Annotated in this window: 18 protein-coding genes and 2 pseudogenes; 2 read left to right on the top strand and 18 right to left on the bottom strand. The window is 51.9% G+C overall.

The window, feature by feature from the left end; genetic code table 11:
* Nucleotides 1–6: 6 nt before the first annotated feature.
* From wecB to I656_RS14130, 8 genes and pseudogenes are all read right to left on the bottom strand, one after another.
* A pseudogene (gene wecB / locus I656_RS0114540) lies at nucleotides 7–1066 on the bottom strand (non-hydrolyzing UDP-N-acetylglucosamine 2-epimerase).
* A gap of 32 nt (nucleotides 1067–1098) precedes the next feature.
* Nucleotides 1099–2547 (bottom strand): lipopolysaccharide biosynthesis protein, encoded by a 1449-nt coding sequence (locus I656_RS14100; RefSeq protein WP_015375872.1) that lies wholly within the window; start codon nucleotides 2545–2547, stop codon nucleotides 1099–1101.
* 1 nt (nucleotide 2548) lies between these two features.
* Nucleotides 2549–3280: an acyltransferase gene (locus tag I656_RS14105; RefSeq protein ID WP_013524679.1), complete on the bottom strand. Its 732-nt coding sequence runs from the start codon at nucleotides 3278–3280 to the stop codon at nucleotides 2549–2551.
* A 17-nt stretch (nucleotides 3281–3297) separates the two neighbouring features.
* Entirely contained in the window at nucleotides 3298–4611 is a 1314-nt protein-coding gene (locus I656_RS14110) for a nucleotide sugar dehydrogenase (protein WP_015375873.1), read from the bottom strand.
* A gap of 15 nt (nucleotides 4612–4626) precedes the next feature.
* Nucleotides 4627–5640, bottom strand: coding sequence for a Gfo/Idh/MocA family protein (locus tag I656_RS14115; RefSeq protein WP_015375874.1), 1014 nt, complete (start codon nucleotides 5638–5640; stop codon nucleotides 4627–4629).
* The gene (locus tag I656_RS14120) at nucleotides 5637–6374 is read right to left on the bottom strand and encodes an LPS biosynthesis protein (protein ID WP_013146460.1); all 738 of its coding nucleotides are present in this window, start codon (nucleotides 6372–6374) and stop codon (nucleotides 5637–5639) included. The genes I656_RS14115 and I656_RS14120 overlap by 4 nt, the downstream gene beginning before the upstream one ends.
* Before the next feature lie 118 nt (nucleotides 6375–6492).
* On the bottom strand, nucleotides 6493–7611 hold the full coding sequence (locus I656_RS14125) for a DegT/DnrJ/EryC1/StrS aminotransferase family protein (RefSeq protein WP_033004666.1): 1119 nt from the start codon (nucleotides 7609–7611) through the stop codon (nucleotides 6493–6495).
* Between the two features lie 235 nt (nucleotides 7612–7846).
* Complete coding sequence (locus I656_RS14130) at nucleotides 7847–8929, bottom strand: glycosyltransferase family 4 protein (protein WP_015375877.1); 1083 nt, start codon at nucleotides 8927–8929, stop codon at nucleotides 7847–7849.
* 267 nt (nucleotides 8930–9196) lie between these two features.
* Between I656_RS14130 and secA2 the strand changes: the two genes are divergently transcribed.
* Nucleotides 9197–11590: an accessory Sec system translocase SecA2 gene (secA2, locus tag I656_RS14135; protein WP_020753682.1), complete on the top strand. Its 2394-nt coding sequence runs from the start codon at nucleotides 9197–9199 to the stop codon at nucleotides 11588–11590.
* Between the two features lie 38 nt (nucleotides 11591–11628).
* Nucleotides 11629–12521 (top strand): annotated as a pseudogene (locus I656_RS19845) (accessory Sec system S-layer assembly protein).
* Between the two features lie 173 nt (nucleotides 12522–12694).
* On the opposite strand, the gene I656_RS14140 reads toward I656_RS19845, so the two are convergent.
* From I656_RS14140 to I656_RS14170, 10 genes are all read right to left on the bottom strand, one after another.
* Complete coding sequence (locus I656_RS14140; RefSeq protein ID WP_013146465.1) at nucleotides 12695–14107, bottom strand: S41 family peptidase; 1413 nt, start codon at nucleotides 14105–14107, stop codon at nucleotides 12695–12697.
* A 31-nt stretch (nucleotides 14108–14138) separates the two neighbouring features.
* Nucleotides 14139–14879 (bottom strand): hypothetical protein, encoded by a 741-nt coding sequence (locus I656_RS14145; RefSeq protein WP_020753678.1) that lies wholly within the window; start codon nucleotides 14877–14879, stop codon nucleotides 14139–14141.
* A gap of 163 nt (nucleotides 14880–15042) precedes the next feature.
* Nucleotides 15043–15444, bottom strand: a complete 402-nt coding sequence (locus tag I656_RS14150; protein WP_015375879.1) for a hypothetical protein — start codon at nucleotides 15442–15444, stop codon at nucleotides 15043–15045.
* A gap of 166 nt (nucleotides 15445–15610) precedes the next feature.
* A complete protein-coding gene (locus tag I656_RS14155; RefSeq protein ID WP_015375880.1) occupies nucleotides 15611–17569 on the bottom strand; it encodes a phosphodiester glycosidase family protein in 1959 nt (652 codons plus the stop codon).
* Nucleotides 17570–17730: 161 nt separating this feature from the next.
* Nucleotides 17731–18567 carry a CAP-associated domain-containing protein gene (locus tag I656_RS0114530; RefSeq protein ID WP_235048582.1) on the bottom strand — a complete coding sequence of 279 codons (837 nt, stop codon included), beginning with the start codon at nucleotides 18565–18567 and terminating at the stop codon, nucleotides 17731–17733.
* Complete coding sequence (locus tag I656_RS18885) at nucleotides 18564–18962, bottom strand: hypothetical protein (protein WP_020753675.1); 399 nt, start codon at nucleotides 18960–18962, stop codon at nucleotides 18564–18566. Before I656_RS18885 ends, I656_RS0114530 begins: the two co-directional genes overlap by 4 nt.
* Nucleotides 18963–19140: 178 nt before the next feature.
* Entirely contained in the window at nucleotides 19141–19614 is a 474-nt protein-coding gene (locus tag I656_RS18880) for a nucleotidyl transferase AbiEii/AbiGii toxin family protein (RefSeq protein WP_235048583.1), read from the bottom strand.
* A 256-nt stretch (nucleotides 19615–19870) separates the two neighbouring features.
* Entirely contained in the window at nucleotides 19871–20479 is a 609-nt protein-coding gene (locus tag I656_RS14160) for a type IV toxin-antitoxin system AbiEi family antitoxin domain-containing protein (protein WP_020753671.1), read from the bottom strand.
* A gap of 213 nt (nucleotides 20480–20692) precedes the next feature.
* A complete protein-coding gene (locus I656_RS14165; protein ID WP_033004665.1) occupies nucleotides 20693–23020 on the bottom strand; it encodes a bifunctional 2',3'-cyclic-nucleotide 2'-phosphodiesterase/3'-nucleotidase in 2328 nt (775 codons plus the stop codon).
* Between the two features lie 499 nt (nucleotides 23021–23519).
* Complete coding sequence (locus I656_RS14170) at nucleotides 23520–24761, bottom strand: EAL and HDOD domain-containing protein (RefSeq protein ID WP_020753668.1); 1242 nt, start codon at nucleotides 24759–24761, stop codon at nucleotides 23520–23522.
* Between the last annotated feature and the right edge of the window lie 161 nt (nucleotides 24762–24922).

The raw sequence follows: 24922 nt of genomic DNA, 5'->3' as shown, positions 1-24922 counted from the left end.
GCACCCTTATCGCTGTCCGATCGCCGCCACGATTTTCTCCGCCGCATGCCCATCGCCAAAGACGTCCACATAAACAGGGGCGACTTCCTTGTGAACCGCCGCGACGATCTTCTCGCGGTCCGTGCCGGTTAAGATGTTCGCCCCGCCTTCGAGCGTTTCCACCCATTCGGTTTGTTCGCGCACCGTCACGCAAGGCACGCGCAAGAAATACGCCTCCTTTTGCACGCCTCCTGAATCAGTGATGATTTTTTTTCGCGCCGCTCTCTAACCGAAGCATGTCCAAATAACCGACCGGATCGATCAGCCGAAGCCCTGGAATCGCCGAAGCGTCCAAGCCGTACTCTTCAAGCTTATGCCGCGTCCGGGGATGAATCGGCCACACTTTCGTTCCGTCAATATCCCGAAAAGCAGCCAAAATGGCTTTCAATTTGTCGGGGTCATCGGTATTTTCCGCTCGGTGAATGGTGATCAAGTAGTAGGATTGTTCCGCCAGCGACAAATCAGCCAAAATCGTCGATTGGCGCTGTGCGAGCTCCTTGTTGTACAAAATGGCGTCATACATGACGTCGCCGACATTCCAGACGTTTCGCGTAATATTTTCTTTTCGTAAATTTTCCACGGCCGTCTCCGTTGGACAAAATAAGAGCTCGGAGACATGATCGGTCATGATGCGGTTGATTTCTTCCGGCATCTGCTTGTTGAAGCTGCGCAGTCCGGCTTCGACGTGGATGACGGGAATATGGAGCTTCGCTGCGACAAGAGCGCCCGCGAGCGTCGAGTTCGTATCGCCATAGACGAGCACATAATCCGGTTTTTCCTGCATGACAATTTCTTCAATTTTCATCAGCATTTCGCCCGTTTGCTTTCCATGGCTGCCTGAACCCACCCCAAGATAGTAGTCAGGCGTCGGAATGTTCAACTCCTCAAAAAAAATGGCCGACATATTCGGGTCATAGTGCTGCCCGGTATGGATCAGCACTTCGGTATATTGTTTTCGCAAGACGCGCGAGACGGGGGCAGCCTTGATAAACTGCGGTCTGGCGCCTAACACGGTGGCGATTTTCATCCGAAACACCTCCTAGATCAGATGAGCGGTTATCAAGTATTTTGCGCATTTTCGCCCTCGATCGTGCGCACCGGACGGCGCAAATCACGATCAACCCGGCTGGCAAAGAGCGTGGCGGCAAACAGGCCCCAACCAGCGAGCACCCAGCCGTCAGCAAGCGGCGCCTGCTGAACGTAGACGATGACGATGAGGGCGAGCAATGTGCCGACCAAAACCAAAGCCATCTTTTTCCATGACACTGGCACAGGATACACTTGCTGGCTTTTGCGAAAAATGAAAGCCACGGCGACCATATACGTCATGAGGCTGGCCGCGATCGCCCCCCAGCTGAGCCAAAGCGGCACCAACACGGCGTTCAACGCAAGATGAAGAAGCGCCGCTAGCGTGAACACCCGTGAAATATAGCCGGTTTCCTTTGTCAAAAACAAGCCGGTGGAAACAATCAGATAATAAAAGTTCAAAAACGTGACGGCCGATAAAAACGGAATATAGGACGCTGCATCGCGATATTCCGGTTTGAAAAAGGTTCCCACAAGCCACGGGCTCGCCGTGGCGATCAAAAGCAGCCCAAACGCTCCAATGAGCAAAAGCGCCATATACACTTTCGCAAACAACGCACGGCTTTCCGGCCGGTCTTTCATCGACATCGAATACGGACGCCACGCCATCTGCACGCCGCTCGTGATGAGCGTGATCACGGTCGCGAGACGCAAGGCAACCCCAAACACCCCGACTTCCTCCAACGACGCAAACCGTTGGATGAAAAACGTGCTGACGTTGGCGATCACCCAAAAGGCGAGCGAAGTCGGCACGAGCGGGGCGGCGTAGGCAAGCAGCTCCTTTAACACGTCAAAGCGCACGCGCCACACCATATACTTGACGGTCAAATGCAACATCAACAAAAACACGAGCGCGCTGCTCACGAGCCGGCCGATGAGCAGCCCTTCCGGCGTCGCCGCGAACCACCGGAGCGCCGCATACGACAGCACAGCGACAAGCAGCATTTTCACGAGCGTCCAAATCACGACTTTTTTCGTCTGAAATTCAAACCGCAGCACCGTCGTCGCCATGACGAAAATCGTATCGAGCAGCAACGTCGCGATACTGATGTACAGCAAATCGACATAGCGAGGCTCTTGAAACAGCGCGCCTGCGATCCACGGACCGGCCAAAACGACAGCCAAAAATAAGATGGCGACGACAAACAGCCGGAAGTACATGACGTTGCGCACATACAAAAGGCGCTTCTCTTTGTCGTCCGTGTCGTAATAGTAAAAAGAGAGCGCCGAATCTGTACCGAAAATGACGAGAAACGTCAGCATCGACGTCCATTGGTCGATCAAGTAGACCGCCCCGTACTGCGCCTTGGACAAATAGCTTGTATAAATCGGCAGCATCAAAAAGGCAATCAGCTTCGTGCCGACGTTCATAAACGCGTAAAGGAGCGAGTCCGCTCCTAAACGCTTGAATGCCGAGAACAATTTATAACAACTCCCGCTCGTCGACCATTTTGCTGAAGCGCGCCGGGAATCCTTTCACGACCGTCCTCGGTTCCGTATCTTTCGTCACAAGCGCCCCAGCGGCGACAAACGTCTCTTCCGCCACCGTCACGCCCGGCAGCAAAATCGCTCCGCCTCCAACGCGCGCCCCGCGCTTGACGGTCGCCCCTTTGATTTTGGCGAACCGTTCTTCCGTCCGCCCCATGTAGTTGTCATTGGTCGTCGTGACGCACGGAGCAATGAACACATGGTCTTCGAGCGTTGTGTAGGCCGTGATGTAGGAGTTCGACTGGATTTTCGTCCGATCGCCGATTTGGACGTGGTTTTCGACGCACACCCCGCGCCCGACGATCACATATTGGCCGATGTGCACGTTTTCGCGCACGCTCGCCAAATCAGCGATCAATGTGTAGGCGCCGATCACTGCTCCTCGATAGATGACAGCGTTGGCGCCGATCGTGCAATGGTCGCCGATGACAAGCGGCGGCAGCTCGCCCGACAGCTTGACGGTGCTCGTTTTCGCCGGCTTCGGCGGTTTGCCGAGCACCGCTCCGTCGGCGATCGTCACGCCGTCGCCGATGACGGTTCCTTCGTGAATCGTGACGCGATGTCCGATTTTAACGTCGTTTCCGATTTTGACATTCGCCTCGATGACCGTGAAATGGCCGATTTCGACACGTTCACCGCAAACAACAGAGGGATCGACAACGTTCATGGTTTCGTCTCCTTCGCTTACAATTTGACGTATTTGGCCGGTTTCGACACATCTTTCATAGCATTGCGTGTGTCAAACACGACCCGGCTGTGACGAGCGACCATTTCATAGTCGATGTTGGAATGGTCCGTCGTAATCAAGACAAGATCTGACTGCGCAAGCAGTTCCGGCGTCAGCTCGACCGTCTCAATCACCCGGTTGCACGCCCGGAACGACGGGACATACGGGTCGACGACCGCAAATTCCGCTCCGTATTGCTCGAGCAGCTCGACGATTTTCAACACTGGCGATTCGCGCACATCATCAATGTCTTTTTTGTAGGCGACGCCGAGCACCGTCACTTTCGAACCGCGCAGCGCCTTGCCTTCTTCGTTTAAAATGAGCATCGCGCGGTTGACGACATATTCCGGCATGGCGTTGTTGATTTCTCCGGCCAGCTCGATCAAGCGCGTATGGTAGTTGTATTCGCGCGCCTTCCATGTCAAATAAAACGGGTCGATTGGAATGCAATGGCCGCCAAGCCCCGGCCCCGGATAAAACGCCATAAATCCGTACGGCTTCGTTTTCGCTGCATCGATGACTTCCCAGACATCAATGCCCATCCGTTCGCACAAAATGGCCATTTCGTTCGCTAACGCAATGTTGATATGGCGAAACGTGTTTTCAAAAATTTTCTCCATTTCCGCCACCGCCGGACTCGACACTTCGTGCACATCGCCTTCAAGCACGGCGCGATACATCGCCGCTGCCACTTTCGTGCACGTCTTTGTCACGCCGCCGACGACTTTCGGTGTATTTTTCGTCTTAAACTGCTTGTTGCCCGGGTCAACCCGCTCCGGCGAATAGGCGACGAACACCGTCTCCCCGACGACGAGCCCTTTTTTCTCCAGCGCCGGTTTCACGATTTCTTCCGTCGTACCTGGATAGGTGGTCGATTCCAACACGACAAGCATCCCTTCATGGGCGTATTTAGCGATTTCCTTCGCCGAGTTTTCGACGTAGGACGTATCCGGCTGATGATGCTCATCGAGCGGGGTCGGCACCGCGATCGCCACGGCATCGACTTCCGCGATCCGGGCGTAATCGGTCGTCGCCACAAGCCGCCCTTGTTTGACCATCTCATGCAAATCTTCATCGACGACATCGCCGATGTAGTTGATCCCATTGTTCACTTGATCGACGCGGCTTTGTTGGATGTCAAAGCCAATGACATGAAACCCTGCTTTTGCTTTTTCGACTGCCAGCGGCAACCCGACGTAGCCAAGCCCGACCACGCCGATGACCGCGTCGCGTTTCTCAAATTTTTGCAACAGCCGTTCCGCGTAGTTCATTCCTCTCATTCCTTTCTACTCAGATAGTTGCACTCTTGTCCCCGTTTCCGCCGAACGCAAAATCGCTTCGATCAGCCGAACAGGAGCCAATCCGTCCAAACCCGTGACGATCGGCTCGCGGTCTTCGCGAATCGCTTGCACCATATCTTCAATGATCCATTGGTGCCCCGGCTTGCCAAACGGGTCGGCGTTGATCTCATCGATGAGCTTTGCCCGTTCTTCCTCGCTGACGCCTTCCGCTTCCCACGTTTCGATAAAGTTGGCCGTCCGGCCGCCGATTTTCACCGATGCCGTTTCACCGAAAATGGCGATCGATTCCTCCAAGTTTTGCGGATAAATCGTCGTCGCTGCCTCAATGACGCCAAGCGCCCCGCTTTCAAACTCGACGACCGCCGCCGCGACGTCTTCCGTCTCAATCTTGCGCAGCCTTGTCGCCGCCATCGCTTGCACCGCCTTGACCGGCCCCATCAGCCAAAGCAGCAAATCCAAATTGTGAATGGCTTGATTCATCAAGACGCCGCCGTCAAACTCTTTCGTCCCCCGCCACGCCGCCTGATCATAATAGGCTTGATTTCGATTCCAGCGCACCGTGGCGTTCGCATGGCTCAGTTTTCCGAACATCCCGCGCTCCATCGCCTCTTTCAGCTTCCGAATCGCTGGACGGAAGCGGTTCGGATGAACGACCGCGAGCTTCACGCCGCTTTCTTTCGCCGCGCGGATCATCTCTTCGGCGTCGCTCACACGGAGCGCCATCGGTTTTTCCACAATGATATGACGGCGATAGCGGGCCGCCAGCTTGGCCAGCCGCGCGTGCAATCCAGACGGAACGCAAATGTTGACGACATCGATCTGTTCGTTCTCCTTCAACATCGTCTCCATATCAGTGTAAACAGGAACATCCGACACGTCGCGCAAACGTTCCGGATTCGTGTCGCACACGGCCGCCAGCTCGGCGCCGTCCGCCTTTTCAATGGCATCGATATGTTTTTTGGCGATATGCCCCATGCCGACAATGGCAAAACGGATCATGAAGAATAGTACCTCCTCGCGTCCAATATATACTTCCAAAGCACGAGCCAAACGACCGTCAAAAACAGGCCGAGGACAAGGCCGACGGCCATCAGCTGCCCCGTATACGTTTTCGATTTCGCCACCGTTTCCGACAATACGGCCGGTTTTTCGTAAAAGACAAGATTGCCGCGGATGCGATTGACACGCTCCATCACTTCAGTCAAGTTGTTTTCCGACTCCACCAACAAGTCGCTGATGTCATGGAGCTGTTCCGGATTCAAGCGGCCCGACTGTATTTGTTCGCTATAATAATCGACTTTTTGCTGCAAGGCGCGCTCCCGTTCTTCCAGCGCATGCAAGTATTTCGTGGTGACATCAATCCGCTCTTGCGAATGGCGCTTGAGCCCCTGGCTGTATTCCGACACAACAAGCTTCAATTCTCGACTCACGTCTTGTTCATCGTCGCCTTTGACCGTGATTTGCACGTACTGTTCTTCAGGAACGACGACATCCAAGTTTTTCACATCTGGAAACTTCGCTTCTATATTTTTCGGATCCGTCAACTCTTTTACATCAATCGATCCGGTAAACACGACAGCTTTCCCCGTATACTTCTCCCCCTGCAGCAAAAGCCGCCCTGCGATGACGGTCAACACGATCGTCGCAAGCGGAACGACAAGAAACCACCATTTTCGCTGCCAAAAAAAGCGCAAATATTCGTATAGCACAAACGGTCGTTTTTCCGCCGTCAATCCGGCCACCATCCCTTATCATAAAATAACAAAGTGTTGTGAACAAAACAAATGATCCAACGCCAAAGAAAACGCCATTGCTGTGCGCAAGTGACGTTTCCTTTGGCCGGTTGGACGATCAAGCGAAATGACGGTAAAACTCTGCGATTTTCTCGACGACGTACTGTTGCTGCTCCTCTTTCAGCTCTGGGAACATCGGCAGCGACAGCGCTTCTTTCGCCGCTTTTTCCGCCTCCGGCAGCTGCCCTTCCTTATACCCGAGCGAAGCAAACACCGGCTGCAAATGCAGCGGCAGCGGATAGTACACCATCGTCGCGATCCCCTGTTCTTTCAAAAACGCTTGCAGCTCGTCGCGCTTCGGCGCTCGAATCGTGTATTGATGGAACACATGATAGCGCCCGTCGACTTCTTTCGGCGTCACAACAAGGTCGCCGACCGCCTCCTCGAGCAGGCGCGTATACGTCGCCGCATGCTTGCGCCGCTGTTCCGTCCACCGATCCAGATGCGGGAATTTGACGCTTAAAATCGCCGCTTGCATCTCATCGAGGCGGCTGTTGTAGCCAAGTACATGATGGTAATATTTCGGCTTGCTGCCATGAACGCGGATGACCCGGCATTTTTCGGCCAGTTCGTCATCATTCGTAATGATCATGCCGCCATCCCCGTAGGCGCCCAAGTTTTTCGTCGGGAAGAAGCTGTACGTCGCCGCCGTCCCAAGCTCGCCAACGCATTTCCCGTTGTATTTCGCGCCGATCGCCTGGGCGGCGTCCTCAATGACCGCCAATCCGTGCCGGTTGGCAATCGCGGCAATCGCCTCCATATCCGCCATTTGCCCGTACAAATGCACCGGGATGATGGCTTTCGTCTTCTCCGTCACCGCCGCTTCAATTTTCGCTGGATCGATGTTGAACGTCACCGGATCGATATCGACAAACACCGGTTTGGCGCCGGCCCGCGCAATCGATCCTGCCGTCGCGAAAAAGGTGAACGCCGTCGTGATGACTTCATCGCCCGGCCCGACGCCGGCCGCTTGCAAAGCAATATGTATCGCATCGCTTCCGTTGCCGCAGCCGATCCCATGTCTAGCCCGGCTGTAGGCAGCAATATCTGCTTCTAGCTTTTTGACATAATCTCCTAAAATAAAGCGAGAGGAGCGCATCACTTCATCCAATACGCGCATGATCTCCGGCTTCAATTGTTCATACTGTTCGCTTAAATCCAACATTGGCACGTTCATCGCAAGTTCCTCCAAATCCAAAAAATATGTAGAATAAACATGTTTAGTTTATCACATTTGCGTCAATATATAATGACAGTTTTGTGGCAATCTTGGCCTTGCCGCAAAAAAAATCAGCGAAGGAACGGCAGAAGCTGCATAAACAACGAAAAAGAAGGGTATAATTTTCCAAAGAAGGGCAATTCCTGAAAAAAGCCGTTTGTCCCTTTCATGACACAAACGGCCCATTTGCTATTTATCGGTCATTTCCGTATACTTTTCGGCTTCCCCGAAGCAGCTTGCGAATAAAGGTCATAAACGGCTTGTACTGATCATTGACCAAGCCGATCAGTTCAGCAAGCAGTTCCCCGAAGACGATCAAGGCAAAGACAATGAGAATGGACTGCCATAACGTCGAGGCGGAGAACAAAATCGCGCTGATGGCAAACATCAAGCCAAACGCATAAATGAGCAGCACCGTGTTGCGATGCGAAAAGCCAAGGGCCAGCAACCGATGATGAAGATGCGACTTATCCGGCGCCGAGATCGGCTTTTTATTCACAATGCGGCGAATAATGGCAAATGTCGTATCGAAAATCGGCACACCCAAAATGATCACCGGAACAACGAAGCTGAAGAGCGTCACGCTTTTGTAAAGCCCTAGCACCGACAGGACGGAAATCGCATATCCTAAAAACAACGCGCCGGTATCCCCCATGAAAATTTTCGCCGGGTGGAAGTTGTAAAACAAGAAAGCGATGACGCTGCCCAAGATGATCAAGCAGAGCGTGAAAATGAGCATTTTGCCCGCCATGCCCGCCATGACGGCAATGGCCGCAATTCCAATGGCGGAAATGCCTGCGGACAATCCGTCCAACCCGTCGATCAAGTTGATGGCGTTCGTAATCGCGATAATCCAAAATATGGTGATCGGGTAGCTCCACAGCCCCAACTCAAACGTGCCGACAAACGGGACAGTCAAAAGATCGACCTTCAGCCCGGAAGCGACAACGACGAACGCCGCCAGCAGCTGGCCGGCCAGCTTCACTTTTGGCGACAGCTCGTACAAATCGTCGAGCATCCCGACGAGCACGATGATGATGGCGCCGACCGTCATCCCCGTCACTTGCTCTTTATACACCCCGCCGACAAAATAGCCGACGGCGACACCGATAAAAATGGCCAATCCGCCAAGCCTTGGCATGACTTTTGTATGCACTTTTCTTCCGTTCGGCCGATCGACCGCCCCAATTTTGATGGCGAGCTTGATCACGAACGGGGTGATGACCAATACTGTAATAAACGAAGCCAAACATGCGGAAAATGCTTCCATATTCATGTGCAATCACCTTGGCCTTATAAAATCGCGGAAACACACATCATCTTTATGTTACCATATACGATGAGTAAATCAATCTTTTTTTACACCCCTTTTTTGTCCCCAAGGATGGAAAATTTCTTTTTCCCTTGCCGCGAGAAGCTCGAGCGCCAATCCGGCGAACGATTCCACATTTTACATCCTCCCTCCACAGGAAACATCTTGTGCTATAATTAGGTTTTAGAGCACTTGGTGTGAATCATGCCTGTCTAGGAGAGGAATGGACATATGTTTGCAAAAGTAAAGCAACTATTTGACGAAAGCGCGCGAGAAGTGCAGCGTCTTGCCAAGCTGGCGGCGCAAATCAATGAATGGGAACCAACCATTTCTTCGCTGAGCGATGAACAACTGCGCCAAAAAACGGTTGTCTTCAAAGAACGGCTCGAACGCGGCGAGACGCTCGATGACATAAAAACCGAGGCGTTTGCCGTCGTCCGGGAGGCGGCGCGGCGCGTGCTCGGTCTGCGCCATTACGACGTGCAACTGATGGGCGGATTGGCGATGCATGAAGGAAACATCGCCGAAATGCAGACCGGGGAAGGAAAGACGTTGGCGGCCACTTTGCCAAGCTACTTGCACGCCCTCCTTGGAAAAGGCGTCCACATTATTACGGCCAACGAATATTTGGCGCGCCGGGACTGCGAACAAATGGGCCGTGTGTTCCGCTTTCTCGGCTTAACCGTCGGCCTGAATGTGTCGCAAATGACGGCCAGCGAGAAAAAAGAAGCGTACGCGGCCGACATCACGTACGGCACCGGCACCGAGTTCGGCTTTGATTATTTGCGCGACAACATGGTGTACCGCCTCGAAGATAAAGTGCAGCGCCCGCTGTATTACGCCATCATCGATGAAATCGACAGCATTTTAATCGACGAAGCGCGCACCCCGCTCATCATCGCCAATAAATCGGGGATCGGAGCGGAATTGTTCCCGATTATGGCACGCATCGTCCGCACCTTTGAAGAAGGAAAAGAGTATGAACGGTCCCCGGAGACGAAACAAATTTTCCTCACCGAAGAAGGGGCGCAAAAAATCGAGCGGGCGTTTGGCATCGACAATCTATACGACTGGGAGCATCACGTGCTGCTCCATCACGCGATGCAGTCGCTGCGCGCTTGGTTTATCATGCGGCGGGATGTCGATTACATCGTCAAAAACGGCAAAGTGATGATCGTTGACCCGTTCACCGGCCGGGTGATGGAAGGGCGCTCGTTCAGCGACGGCCTGCATCAAGCCATTGAAGCGAAAGAAGGTGTGGAAATCACCGAAGAAAACGACATCCAAGCCACGATTACGATCCAAAACTATTTTCGCATGTATGAGAAGCTAGCCGGGATGACCGGCAGCGCTACGCCGTCGAAAGAAGAATTTTGGCAAACGTACCGGCTGCGCGTTATTACGATTCCGACAAACCGGCCATCCCGCCGCACCGACTGGGACGACCTCGTCTACCAGACGTACGAGGCGAAAGTACGGAAAATTATCGACGAAGTGAAAAAAATGAATGCCATCGGCCGTCCCGTTCTCATCGGCACGACATCGGTCGCACAGTCGGAACGGTTGTCAGCGGCGTTTTCGAAAGCAGGCATCCCTCACCACCTGCTCAATGCCAAAACGGAGGAAGAAGAAGCGCGCATCATCGCCACCGCCGGGCAAAAAGGGCAAGTGATGATCGCGACCAATATGGCCGGGCGCGGGACCGACATTTTGCTTGGAGAAGGCGTCAAGGAACTTGGCGGGCTGCACATCATCGGCACAGAGCGGCATGAAAGCCATCGCATTGATATGCAGCTGCGCGGCCGGGCAGGACGCCAAGGAGATCCGGGGTCTTCCCAGTTTATCATTTCGCTGGAGGATGATTTATTTCGGCTGTACGATCAAGAGGAGCTGGAAAAATGGCGAAGCAAAGTCAAGACGGATGAAACCGGGCTCATCGTGTCGCCCGACCCGATCAAGTTCGTCCAGAAAGTACAAACAACGATTGAAAACGCCCATTATTCAGCGCGTTTGCATTTATTGAAACTGGACACTGTGATTGACCAACAAAGCAAAGTCATCTACCATATGCGCGATCGCGTCTTGGCGCTGAAGCAAGCAGAGGTGCTGTCCGAGCTCCTTCGGCACATTCAGCGTTATATCACGCAAACGATCGACCGTTATTGTCCGGAAGACGTTTTGTTTGAAGAGTGGGACATCGAAGGACTGCACAACGAGCTGCGCCGTGCCTTTTTCCAATTTGCCTATCCGATTGAGGATCTTCGCCATAAGCAAAAAGAAGAAATCGCCCAACTTGTTTGGGACGAATACAAATCGCTTGAAGCGGCGCTCGCCGATCTTCCGTGCGACGAAGAACAAACGATGCGGCTTAAGCATTTGATGGTCGAAACCATCGACGCCCACTGGATTCGCCACTTAAATCAACTGAATGTATTGAAAGAGGGGATTCATTTGCGCAGCTACGGCCAAGAGGATCCGTACCGTGCCTTTGAAATGGACGCCTACCGCGAATTCGTCGCGCTGCAGCAAGCGATCGACGCCGGCATTTGCACCACAGCCATGAACTATTTGAAAAGCCAGTTTGTCATCGATGACGAAGCGGCCGTCGCCGCGAACGAACCATAACCGCGGCGCAGCACGCCGCCTCGTAAAGGAGGTTCCCTATGATTTTCCGACGAAAACAACGCACACAACCGGAGGCCGAGCTGCCGGCGCAGCATGTCGAACAGCCGGAGGGCGGAACGAAAACGACGCTGTCGTTTCATCCGGACTGGCAGCTGTCTCCAGAGGAAACGTACGTCTATCGCTTTTACCACGAACAGCTGCCGCCGCTTCAGCCAAACCAAATTTCCATTTCCGGCGTCAAGCTGGTCGAATACAACGATGGGTTTGTCGCTGTCGCCATTTTGCGCAACACGCTGCCGAAGCCGGTTCGCTTTGAACGAATCCGCCTGTTGCTGCTTGACGAGGATGGCACGGCGATCGCCCGCAAAGAGTTTGATATGAGCGCTTTCGGCGAGCTGCCGCCGATGACGGCCCGCCCGTGGCGGTTTTTGTTCGCCGCCGAGGACAAGCTCGTCGATCAGTTGCCTCAAGATGGATGGAAGATCGCCTTTGAACTGACACCGCGGCATCGGCTCGACCTAGAGGAAAGCTGGGAGCAGCGCTGTCGGCCAAGCAGCACCAACAGCTGCAAGCCCTCGTTGACTCGGTTCCGCCTCCCGCTCCCGGGGAGGTGAACTTCATGGGCATTGAAGCGAAACAGCTGCCTTCCGGTGAACTAGCCGTCACGTTGCTCATTCGCAACGGCAGCGACAAACATATCCATTTTGAACAAATCCCGCTTGAAGTGCGGGATCATGCTGGCGACATGGTCGCCCGCGGATTATTTCCGTGCCATCTGGAAGTGAAAGCCCACACCAGCAAACCATGGACGTTCCTCTTCCCACCGGAATTGCTGCACAAAGCAGAACCGGATTGGACGTCCTGGAAGGTGACAATCCCATCCTCCCCGGCACAGAGCGAAAGGCAAGAAACGCAATCAAGCGAAACGTAATCGGCAAAAAGCTGGCCCCCATGGTCGCCAAACGACCGATGGAGGCCAGCTTTCTTTGCATCGTTCCGTTCAAAACGACCGCGCTCCCGTTGTCAGCCGAGCCTTAGTCGAAGCAGCCGAACTTTGCACCATCAAGAGCAGACGGCTATCCAACGCATCTGGACGGGAGGGCCTTATTTCGTAGAAGCAGCGGTTTGAATCTCCATGTAAGCGCCTTTTTTCATCGCCACGCCGTCTTTGCTTTTTAACACCGGCGGAATGACCAATAAATAGCTCTGCCCTTTGGCCAGCTTCGCTGCCGGTTTGATCAAAAGCTCCGTCCCCCGGCGGATTTGCGCCGTCACCGCCGCTTCCTGTCCACCTAATTGATACAATTTTACTCCGCTTACCGCGGTATTGGCGAGCGGACGAGAGAAGCGGACGACAAACGTCTTATCGACCGGCGCATTGCGCAGCTTGCCGAGCGACTGATACCCTTTCAGCTGGCCAATCAGCAAATCGCGGTGAGCGGCATACAGCTCTTTCCCAACAACCGTCGGCACATCCGGCTTCACCCCAACGTGATGAATCGGCGTCCCTTTTGGCGAGAAAAAGTGGGCGACGGTCAACTTCAACATGCTGCCGTCCGACAGCTCAAACATTTCCTGCATCGATCCTTTGCCAAACGTCCGTTGCCCATACAAAACGGCCGCCTTTTGCTCCTTCACCGCCGCCGCCAACATTTCCGACGCGCTCGCGCTCGACGCGTTGACAAGCAGCCGGATCGGACCCGCCATTTGCACCGGCTGTTTGACAGCGGCATACACTTCTGGGTGATTCGAACGGTCGCGCAACTGAAACGCCTGTTTCACATTCGGGAAAAAGCCGGCGATTTGCTGCGCCGTTTCCACATATCCCCCCGGATTGTCGCGGAGGTCAAAAATCCACCCTTTCACCCCGCTTAACGAGCGAATGGCGCGTTCGATCTCACCAGGCGCTGTCTCATCAAAACTATATAGCTGAATATAGCCGATATTCCCTGCCAGCCGTTTGAACTCCACGTTCGGCCAGTCGATTTTTTCCCGCTTGATGGTGACGCTGACGGTTTCCTCGGTCGACGGCCGCCAAACGGTTACGGCCACCGTCGTTCCTTCTTCCCCTGCGATCAAGCTCAATACTTTTTCCATTGTCTCATTCGTTACCGGCTGCCCGTCAACAGCCTGAATCACATCGCCCGGCTGCAGTCCGGCGCGGGCGGCTGGCCCATTGTCCAAGACAGACATGATGTGGACGCCGTCCTCATCTTCCTCAATCATCACGCCGATGCCGACAGACTCCATATCAATCCACTTCAAAAATTCCTCGTATTCTTCCTTTGTCATATAGGCAGAATACGGGTCAAGCTGTTTGACAATATCTTGCGGGGTGCTCGCCTTCAGCACTTGATCGCTCACTGGTTCCACATAATACTGGCGGACAATTTCCCGCACTTCTTCGAGCACCTTCGTTGACGCCGGAGCCGTCGCCGCCTCCGCCGGCGGACTCCAAACCGAAAATGAAGCCGCAAGCAATAGAAGAGCCGCCGCCCATCGCTGAATCACCTTCATATCCGTCTCTCCTCTCCCGACATGCGCCAGTTTATTCGATATCGACATCTAAGACAACCGGCGCTTTAAAATCATCGATATACACCGCCAGCTGCTTGCGCGTCGCCGCATCCACCACGTTTGGCAGCCACCGGTCGCAAAGCGACAGCAACCGCTCCGCCCGCGCGATATCCCCTTCATCATACGCATCAAGCAGCTTGTCCATGGCTTTCATAATATTGATGGGATCATAGGCACGCAGCTTGACAGCCAAAGCCGGGCGTTGAAACCATCCTTCCATCTTTTCGCGCAGCGACGCTCCCGGAACGCGGCCGATGAGAATCGCTGTTTTGCGAATTTGATATTCCAGCGGACCGTAGGAATCGTACACAACATCCACATCCCCCGTCCGCAGCGCCCGGTCGACGTTGGCCGTCAAGGCGCGCAATCGCTCCCCGCTTTCGACCGCGCTGATATAGGCGGAAGCCTTTTTCATCGTCTGTTCTCCGGCCGCGATCCGTTTTTCCAACTGCGCCCTTGCCGTTTGTGGACGCACGCGCGCCACTTCTTTTTTTGCCGCCTCATAATCGCGTTTGACTTGGTTGAAGAGACGGTACGGCTTGGACCATTGATCCGCTTTCATCGCCCGCTCAAGCTGGGCGGCATGCTGTTCAAGCCGCTCCACACTTGGGAACGGGGCCGCTTCCGCCTGAATAGCCAACAGCGAAAACGACAACCAAAACACCGCCAGCCATCCGATGATGGAAAATGCTTTTCTCCGTTTTCTCCTCACGCTCTCACCTGCTATCTATAAAAATAGGAAACATGTATTTCAATTTTACTGGAAAAGAAACAAAATGAAAATATGTTCTGAAAAAAATCGAACGTAAGCCCTTCAAAGCATAAAATAAGGCCGACTCTTCAGCCACCTTTTTGACTGTCAGAGCCAGCCTTGATCAACGAAAGTCCGGCCAATGAGTTTGCTGCTTGTCGCCGTCGATTTTGCTCAGCGTCCGGTAGCGAAACGGAACGATTTCCTGCTCTGGCTTGCCAAGAAACTCTTTCGCCCATTCGAACGGAATCAAATCGAACTGCTCCTTGTTTTCAGCGATAAAATAGACGCCGACGACTCTTCCTTGTTGATTGAGGTCAATTGTCAAAAAAGCCGGGTAATACGTGCCGTCTTGCGCCCACAGCACCGCTTTGGCCGTCACCCGGCCGTCCCCTTCGTCTTCCACATCCGGATTGGCGATTCGCTCCAACACTTTGATCGCCCATCCTTGTTTTTTATATCCTCCGACCAGCTTCGGCGGATTTTTCCGCAACTGCTCCAACAATGTTTGCTCGTCCATCGTCAAACTTTTGCCTCCCTTGTGGTTTGCCTATCCGCCCATTTTCTAATATATACAATACTTTTCAGAGAAATGCAAATGCCTAGAAGAACAGCATGCAAGGACTTTCTCGATTAGTGAGCAACATCCCTTGTTCATTCCCTCTTCTAGGCAAGCAGGGGAGGCGCGCCCATCAGCGGAAGATGGCGCGAAGGCCGTCGATGTAAATCGCTCCGGCGTTTTTCCGTCCGATATCCGTTTCCATATAACGCACCGGCATCTCCAGCATGAGCGGAAGCGCGACATCGCTGGGCACAGCGGCTTCGACATATTTCCAACCGATCCAATCGACATGGCGGGCAAAATCGATCCAAATGCGGCGCCCGCTTCCATCCTGCAGCTGGGCGCGCAGCCAATGGCCGCTTCCGTCTCCATACACCCACATGCCAATCGCTTGCGGCCGTTTCGAAATCCAAATCGCTTTCTCCCGACTAGCATAGACGCCGGATGTCCCTGGCATCCCGCGGAAATCGTATGAAATTTTCAGCGCCTGCTTTCCTTCTCTCACCTTTTCTGTCGTCCGCTCGACCGCAGCCCCCACATAGTTGACGCCCGATGCATTCCACTTCAACTCGTTCTCAAAATCATCAAGCACTTCTTCGCTTTCCCCGTTCTCTTGCGTCTCTTTGTACACAACAAGAAGCGCATTCGCCACCGGACGCGCAAATCCATCAGACGGCTTGTTTTCGACTTTGAGCTGCCCGTTTGGCTGGCGGACGACAAAGGTCGAAGAACCGCCGCCATCGAGCGTCATCGCATCGACGGCGCCAAGCTCATGCATCAGTTTGGCCAGCTCATTCAACGTCATGCCTTGGCTATGAGCAGGCTGGCGGCCATCGACAACGACGAGCATGACGTTGCCGTTGCGGTCAATGCCGACGGCTGTGCGAGGATGCACCCCAGCAATCGCAAACGATTGCGCCTGTCCATCCGCCACCAACCGGTATCGGCCGCCGAGCGCTTCTCTCACCCCACTCCATTCGGGCTGGTCATACTGAAGGGAAATTTCCACCGCATCCCCTTCTTTCGCCTGCCGCAAATAGTCGCTCGCCCGGCCGTGGCCCGATAGCACGAGCTCTCCAGGTTGGAGCGGTTCATTGCCTTGACCGACTACAACTTTCTTCACCGTTCCGGTGACCGTTCCATTCCCGTTCAACACCCCTTGTACATTCGTCAGCACGACTTCCGTCCCAAGAGCGTTCGTTTTCGTGGAGGCAGCGAAATACGGGGTGTACAAAATCAACTGATGAGCGCGCCGCGGCTTGTTGATGCCATCGACGGGATATGAGCCTCCTTCTCCAATTCGAACGCCAATTTGAACATCTGGGTTTCCAATCATCGGCTTTCCATCAGCGCTGATGCCAAAAATCGTCCGTTCCGCCGTTGGCGTTGTATTCGTCATCACGATCTCTCCCCGGTGCACCATCAAATCGGTCGGCGAACCATCCTCTTTGAAATAATCGCCGTTCACCGCCGCCAGTACGATTCCGTCGCGGCCATCGTACCGTTTTGCCTGCTCAAGCACCGGTTCAATGCCAAGCACTTGATCATTGGACAGCGCCGTCTCAATGGCCAGCCTCTCATTCGACGTATCGATGTCAAGCTTGTACACATGCTGCTTGCCGCGCGTTCCGACGATTTCCATTTCCTCTTTTTCCACCCCGGAGGCGATGCGCGTCGACACCTCCTTTACCACCGTGCCGACCGCCAGTTGTTTCGCTCCGTACCGCCCAGGATTGACAAGCTTCAGCTTCTCCTTTGACGGCGTTTTATACACGACATGCCCTTTGATATTGGTGACGTAATATCCACCGCCAACCCCGTATTGGCCGCCAAACGCTTCGTCATACGAATACACCCGGTACTGTTCTCCAGGCTGCAACACGCGGACAAACGTCAGCGCCCCGTTTTCCCGTTTCCATAGGTTAATCGGTTTCACGATCTCCAATTTTCCAATCTGCCCCTGCACGAGGCGCATGCCTTCCCAGTAGACGACATTCGCTCCGGCATCCGCTTCTGCCGCCTGCAGCGCCGTCCATGCGGCCAACACCGCCCCGATCCCAATGCGGATGATGTTCTTCGCTTTTCCCACTGGTCCTATTTTCCTCTCTTTCTATCATTTTGTTGACACTGATTCTATTATACGACAAACTTCTACAAAAAGGGGAACCCTTTTCCATTTATTTAGTCAAAAAAAAAAGAACGTCCCAGCAAGGTTGGGACGCTCTGTAGAAGCGAAAACATCATCCGCGGTCACGGAGTATAAAACTCTTGAGAGTAGTAGGGTTGATGAAATGAATTGAACGCCACCCCAACGCCGAGGCGGGTAAAGTCCGGATATAAAAGGTTTTGCCGATGACCGAGCGAGTGCATCCACGCTTCATGGACAAAAATCGCATCGTATTGTCCGTAGGCGATGTTCTCTCCCGCCACGCGATAAGCGATGCCATGGCGCTTCAGGCGGTCAAACGGCGACAGGCCTTGCAAGTTCGTATGAGAGAAGTAGTGATGGACCGCCATATCTTCGCTATGTTCACGGGCGGCCGCCGCCGCCTTCGCATCCCACGCGAGCGCCGGAAGCCCGTGCAAGCGGCGCGCCGCGTTTGCTAAATCAAAAATTTGATATTCATAGGCCGTGCGCAGCTCCTCCGTCGCCGTTCCGTAAAACCCGGGCTTTTCATCCTCGAGCGCCCGATTGACGACAAGCACGCCATCCACCCGGTTGTTGTTGTACCGGTCATAAAAGAAGGTGACGTAGCGGCCGTTGACAAGATACGTATCATATTCATCATTTTGGATGCTGTAAAGGCCATCTTTTTTTTGAATCACCGCAAGCGGCCGGCCGTAGCGCGCTTCCACCACCGTTTTCGCCGTTCCGATGCCCGTTCCTTTTTTCGTTTGGACAATCGGCTGATTCGTGTACATCGCCGCCACCCGATCACGGTCATAGCTCACCATCAAAAAGTTTTTGTAACCGCCCTGATCATACGCCTCCCAATATAGGCCGTAGGCGTTTTTCGTCTTCCGCTTCGCCTTGCCGTACATCGCTTCGACCTTCGCGCGCGAGTCGCCGATCGCCACCCCGTTCATCGTGACATCCGCATGTTTGCCTTCGCCTGCTGCACGCATAAAGCAGCGGCCAATTTCTCTTTTGACGGCGTTTCATAGCGGACGCGGGCATCGTTCTTAATCGCATATCCTCGGCCGACCTCGAAATACCCGCCGCCTAGCGCGTACACGCGATACACCGCGCCGCTTGGCAGCGTCTTCACTGCTTTGTTCGACAACCATAGCTCTGTCGGCGCTGTGACCGTCAACCGGCCGATTTGCCCGGGCTTCAGTTCAACGCCGTCCCACCACACTTTTTCCGTTCCGACAAGCTCCCCGCAATCCTCCGCCTTGACCATTGATGAACTCGGCATCCAAAGCCATCCAGCCGCAGCCAACAGCATTCCGATTGCCGCCGTCTGCACCCATTTTCTCACTTCCGTCCGCTCCTTCCTTTCTCTTTTTCTTTCATCATAGATGCCTTTCCATCAAAAGAAAAGAGAAAAAAGAATGGCTCTTCACCACAACATGTACTTGACAACGGTTTCCTGACAAGGATAGGCAAAAAGTGCTGATGTTCCCTCACAAGCGTAAATAGGGGATGTTCAGAAAAAATCAAGTACAACTTTTGGTGAAGAGCCGATGTTCTTTTTCTAAATTCGTTCGACGTCTTTGAAAGGTTTCAAATATGGCTTCCCATAAGACGCGTCCATCAAAATTCTCGGTTGATAAAAGTGTGAAAACATCATAAAAATCCTTCATTCTACTGTTGACAACAGATAGTGAGATCATCGCCTCAAACTTTTCAGCTATTACTGAATAAGTTGAGTAGACTCGAATCTCCGGGGGCTTCATATTTAATAAAGTAGGATACTGCATCTCTTGTGGTTTTGGGATCACGACATCACCAAATCCAATATCCAGTTGCAATTGCTTTTTTATTTTGCCAAGTGCTGCCGGAATTTTCATACGAATCCCTTCATAATCAGCACCCTCTTTAATTCGTTCAGCCGTAATGCCCTTTACATCAAATTCGACTCCATCTTCTTCAGCAGTTAACGTACAAATGGACTCAAACGCAGTTTTGATATATTGAATATCATTTGAAATTTGTCTGGCTAAAAAGTCAATATCTTTGGTTGGCTAGATTGAAATTGTGTTAAGGAAAATAAAAAGAGACCGCCTTTTAGAACAAATTTATCCCGATAATGAGAAATGGAAAGTCGGTATAGCAACCTTTCTTGAAAATACAACAGTAAAATGAAATCAAAGGTTTTTCCGCTTTGTTTGGCAAGATTCTTTAGTCTTTCTCCAACTGAAGCAGGTATATTTTTAACATTTCCCATTATAAAAGCACCTCTAAGTATTTTAATAAAACGGTCTTGATGCGCATTTTCTCAGCACATTCCACCAGTTTATTTATGTTTTTTTCAGGACTTTGCAAATAATTTCGCAAACCTTCTTTCATTAAATCGATTCCTATTTTTTCTCTGTATCGAATAATGTCGCAAATCGTTTTTTCACGATTATAAATGCTTATTTTATGGCCGCCTATTTCCACTTCTTCAATTCCATATTCAAACTGTTTTTTTGAAAAATAGAAAATTTTAATTGGCGGATAATCGGGCAAACGGGGTTTCCTTGATTTTCTTTCAATAGCAATTTGGTACTCCCACGGGTTATAAGTTGTTAACTCATAAAAAGACAATGCCGACAAAAGACAAAGAACACCATTCGGGATCACTTTTGATACTTCAACCACTTCTTCATTTTGATCACTTTCAAATGCAACATAACGGTACAGCCCACGTTTTATCCTAATGATTTCTCCATTTTGCTCGAACTTTCGAATATAATATTTGCTCACTCCTTCTCTGGTTAAGTCTTCTGTCTTCGCAAATCCTTTTTGACGCACAAAAATATCTTTTATGATTTTGCTTACTTCTTTCTTCATTCATGATCACCACTCTTTTCACCTAAATGTCGGCATTTATCACTCATTGCAAACGTTTAACATACTTATTCTCGATTACTCGCAATATCCCTCTTTTTTCATCTTAATGCATTCACTTATTATTATATGCCGACCATAAGTAAAATTCCTGTCGTTATTTTCACATATAAAAGCGAGGCTGCCCCATTCATTCGGACGGCCTCGCTTTCTTGCTTACTCCCCATTCACCAACTTCAACTTCTCCTTTGACGGCGTTTCGTAGCGGATGTGCGTGTCGATGTCGGTCACGTAATACCCGCCGCCGACCGCGTACTGCCCGCCGAAGCGCGCGTCATACCCGTAGACGCGGTATACTTCCCCAGGCTGTAAGATGCGGACGAACTTAAGGCGCCCATCCTTCGTCCGTTTCCATAGATTGATCGGCTTTTGCACCGTCAAGCGGCCGATTTGCCCTTTTTTCAACTCCACGCCATCCCAGTAGACTTTTTTCACTTGGCCTGGAGGAGTGGTTGGCTTCTCGGGCTGCTTGGGCGGGTTGGGCTTTTCTTCCTTCCAAAGCGGCAAGGCAAATTCATATTGGGCAAATCCGCTCGGCAAGGCGGTGACATAGCGGATGCTGCCGTCTTGCGGCAAGTATTTTTGCGCTTCCGGCGACGATTCAAACGTGACGGTCACCGGCGCTTTCCCTTTCACTGGCGCAAACCGCCAGTTGCCATCCGCCGACGGGTTGATCGTTCCGTTTTCCCGAATGTAATCGATGATCACTTGCCGGTTTTCATCCGGCGCAGCCAAAATCGTGTTTTTCCCGCCCGGATTGATGATCCGGTTTGTCGTCGCCCGATAGTTGTTCGTTGCGACGATAAATTCCATGTTCGGCGTCACTGGCTTGCCTTCGAATTTCAAGTTTTTAATCCGACTCGCGTTCGGATTGATCACATTTTGGTTTTTGTCGTATTTCGCCGGCTCGGTGACATCGATCTCGTACGTCACTCCATCAATAATGTCGAAGTTGTACGTCGGGAAGTCGTTGTTCACAAGCGGCTGAACGTCTGTCTTGTTCGGGTCGATTTGGTTGAATTGCCCCGCCGACCACTCAAGCCATTCTTTCAACTCGGCTCCCGTAATTTTCAGCGCATACACCGTGTTCGGATACAAGTACAAATCAGCAACGTTTTTAATGGCGATTTCCCCTGCCGGGATGTCGGTATAGTAGCTCGCCCCGCCGCGTCCGCCGGCTTTGAACGGAGCGCCGGCCGACAGCACCGGAAGGCCTTCATATTTCGTCCCTTTCAACATCTTTTCGACATACCATTTTTGCGCATTCGTGACGATTTGCACGGACGGATCGTCTTTGATAAGCGCAAAATAGCTGTTGATCGGGCTCGTTGTTTTTCCAACCGGGCTGCGGACGTACTGAATCGTCGCTTCATGTTCCGCTTGGATCGCCTGCTCAACGGCCGGGTCGCTGTCGACAAGCGGCGTTTTCGTCGCCTTGTCATACACTGGACGGAGTTGGGCTTTCGCTTGCGTCACTTTCCATTTTCCGTCAACTTGCTCGACCGTCAAGTCGATCACGCCGAGCGTATCGCCCCATGAACCCGGCATCGTCACCGGAACACCGTTGATCGTGCCGGTTTCATTGTTGATTCCGTTTCCGTCTGGAAAATCTGGTGTCGTACCTGGAAGGGCCGGGAATTTTTTATGCTGGTGGCCGGTCAACACGGCGTCGACCCCCGGAATTTGCGTCAAATAATACGATGCGTTTTCCATATTCGGGATGTTTCCGCCGGTCTCAATGCCCGAGTGCGATAGCACAACGATCAAATCGGCCCCTTCCGCTTTCATTTTTGGAATATACTTTTGCGCCGACTGCACAATGTCTTTCGCAATCACTTTCCCTTGCAAATTCGCTTTGTCCCAATCCATAATTTGCGGCGGCACAAAGCCGATGACGCCGATCTTCAGCGTATGCTTCTCCCCGTCTTCATCAACGACTTCTTTCTCTAAAATTTGATACGGCGTGAAATAGTTGACATCGTTATCCGGATTTTGGTCATGATCGTCACGGTACACGTTCGCATTCACGATCGGCAGCTTGGCATCGTCATACACTTCATTGAGGAAATCCAAGCCATAGTTGAACTCATGGTTCCCAACCGTTGCCGCATCGTACTTCAACAAATGCAACAGTTTCACCGCTGGATGCACTTCTCCGTCTTGCAGCGGCTTCACTTTGGCCACATAGTCGCCAAGCGGCGTTCCTTGAATCAAATCCCCATTGTCAAACAGAAGCGTATTCGGCTGCTCAGCGCGCGCCTGCTCGATCAAACGCGCCGTTTTCGACAACCCGAACTCATTCGTCGGACTATCTTTGAAATAATCGTAGTTGACAAGATTCATATGTACGTCCGTCGTCTCTAAAATGCGCAGCTTGACGACATCTCGGTCTTCCGCGCCCGCTGCGGTCGGCAACACAGCCGGAGCAAGCAGCCCCAACGCCAACACCACGCTCGCCGCCGCGTATTTCTTCCGTTTTTGCAATGCCCATCCCCCTTTAGTGATTCGAAAAATTTGTACCATTGTCATCATATCACAAAAAACACAAAATTATTAGAAAAAAAACACCTAAATCCTTCACAGCAGCTTACCAAAAACAACAGAAAACGCAATCAAAGTATGGAATCCTGCTTCGGATCTTCAAGCTCAGCAAGAAGCCATCACCTTCATGATTTCAAGGGAGACGAAAATTAGGAAAACACAGTCTGTCTCGGGGGATAGTGAAAAAGAATCCATCATTCACCATGATCGTAGCCTCTGGAGAACACATCCATCAACATTCTCCGTTAATGTAAAAAAGTGTCCCGCCGTCTGGGGGACACCCTTTCCTTTCATTTCTACAGCAACTGAAGAGCTGGAGAGATTTTTTCTTTACCTTACGCTCTGCACTTTACACTGCAGAACGGTGTATTTTTTACACGTGGTGCCAGTCAAATGTCGGCGCTCCACCAACCGAAGTACGTTCTTTCCTAAATAGCCACAGCTACAAAATTCCCTGCACCCGCACAGCCCACTCAATGGCTTCCTGGTAGCACGACAATACCTTATCCTCCATCAAGCCCAATCGCCCACATAGGCGCGCCATCTGCTCCCATTCCCCTCGCTCCATGCACCAAACTAGGTCATAGACAGCACAAAAGCGGCCTGTTCTATGCAGGAGACAAGCTTGTATATCATCATGAATATTCAGCTCATCTAAAATTTCCGACAATGGCTGATGCAATAGAACGTCCAACAGCGAACAAATCCCCATTAAAAACAAACTAGCCTTGTCCTGTTCATAGCCCAATAGGTCCCCTAGCAATTCGCAAGCTTTTCCTCTAATAAAGGACAATGTGACAATTTCTTCATACAGATGCTTCTGCCCATCTTGAACATGCAAATCGTACAACTCTTGCAAAGCCAATACGGAGATCCACTTTTTCAGCTCATTGATGCCCAATACCATGATTGCATGACGGATTGATTTAATTTTTGGGCGATGCGACACGATCATCGAATTCGCCAATTTCAATAATCGGTACGTAAGCGCCAGATCACGCTCGATCATCTCTGCAATTTCATGAATATTCGGATCATCTTCGCTCAAACGCCCCAACAGCGCCCAATAGGATAGATAGGAGCTAAACGGAAGGGCTTTATCCCTGTAAATTACGGGTTTACTAAAGAAGAAACCTTGGAAATACACGAATCCCATTTCAGCAGCCCGCCAAAATTGTTCGTACGTCTCCACTTTTTCCGCCAGCCATTTCACTCCTAACCTGTTCGATATCTTCATGAACGACGATGCGTCCTGTATGGAAACACGAGAAAGATCTACTTTGACGAGATCTATGTATGGAAACAGTGGAAGATAAGAGCCATCTAACACAAAATCATCGAGCGCGATCGTGTATCCACGGGACTTCAACTTACGGCACACAGACAAAAGCCAGTTTGACATCGAGATCGTCTCCAAAATTTCCACCACGATCGCAGCAGGCGGAAACTGCAAGGGCACTTCATATTTCAACAAATTCTCTGTAAAATTAACAAAACATGGCTTTCCATTGGTCAACTTCTCAATCCCAATGTTCATAAAACTGTTAATCAGCACTTCCAAGGTAGCTTGGTCCTCATTCAACCCATCATAAAAATTGCCCTTACCGCTTCGGTAAAACAGCTCGTACCCCACCACATTCCGTTCAACATCGAATATCGGCTGCCTCGCCACGTATATCTCCATAGCTGCCCCTCCCTCTCCCTACCGCAATTGATGGAGACGAAACTATTCGTTCCCTTAGTTCCACCATTAAAGCCAGCGCGGACTTGTCTCTCTTTTTATTGTACCATTTTTCCCTTTTTTCGGAATTAGGAGGACAGTACTAATTCCTAACAAGAGGGGGG

It is taken from the genome of Geobacillus sp. WSUCF1, assembly GCF_000422025.1.
GTDB classification, from domain to species: domain Bacteria; phylum Bacillota; class Bacilli; order Bacillales; family Anoxybacillaceae; genus Geobacillus; species Geobacillus zalihae.
This window is presented reverse-complemented; position numbering and strand designations above follow the sequence as displayed.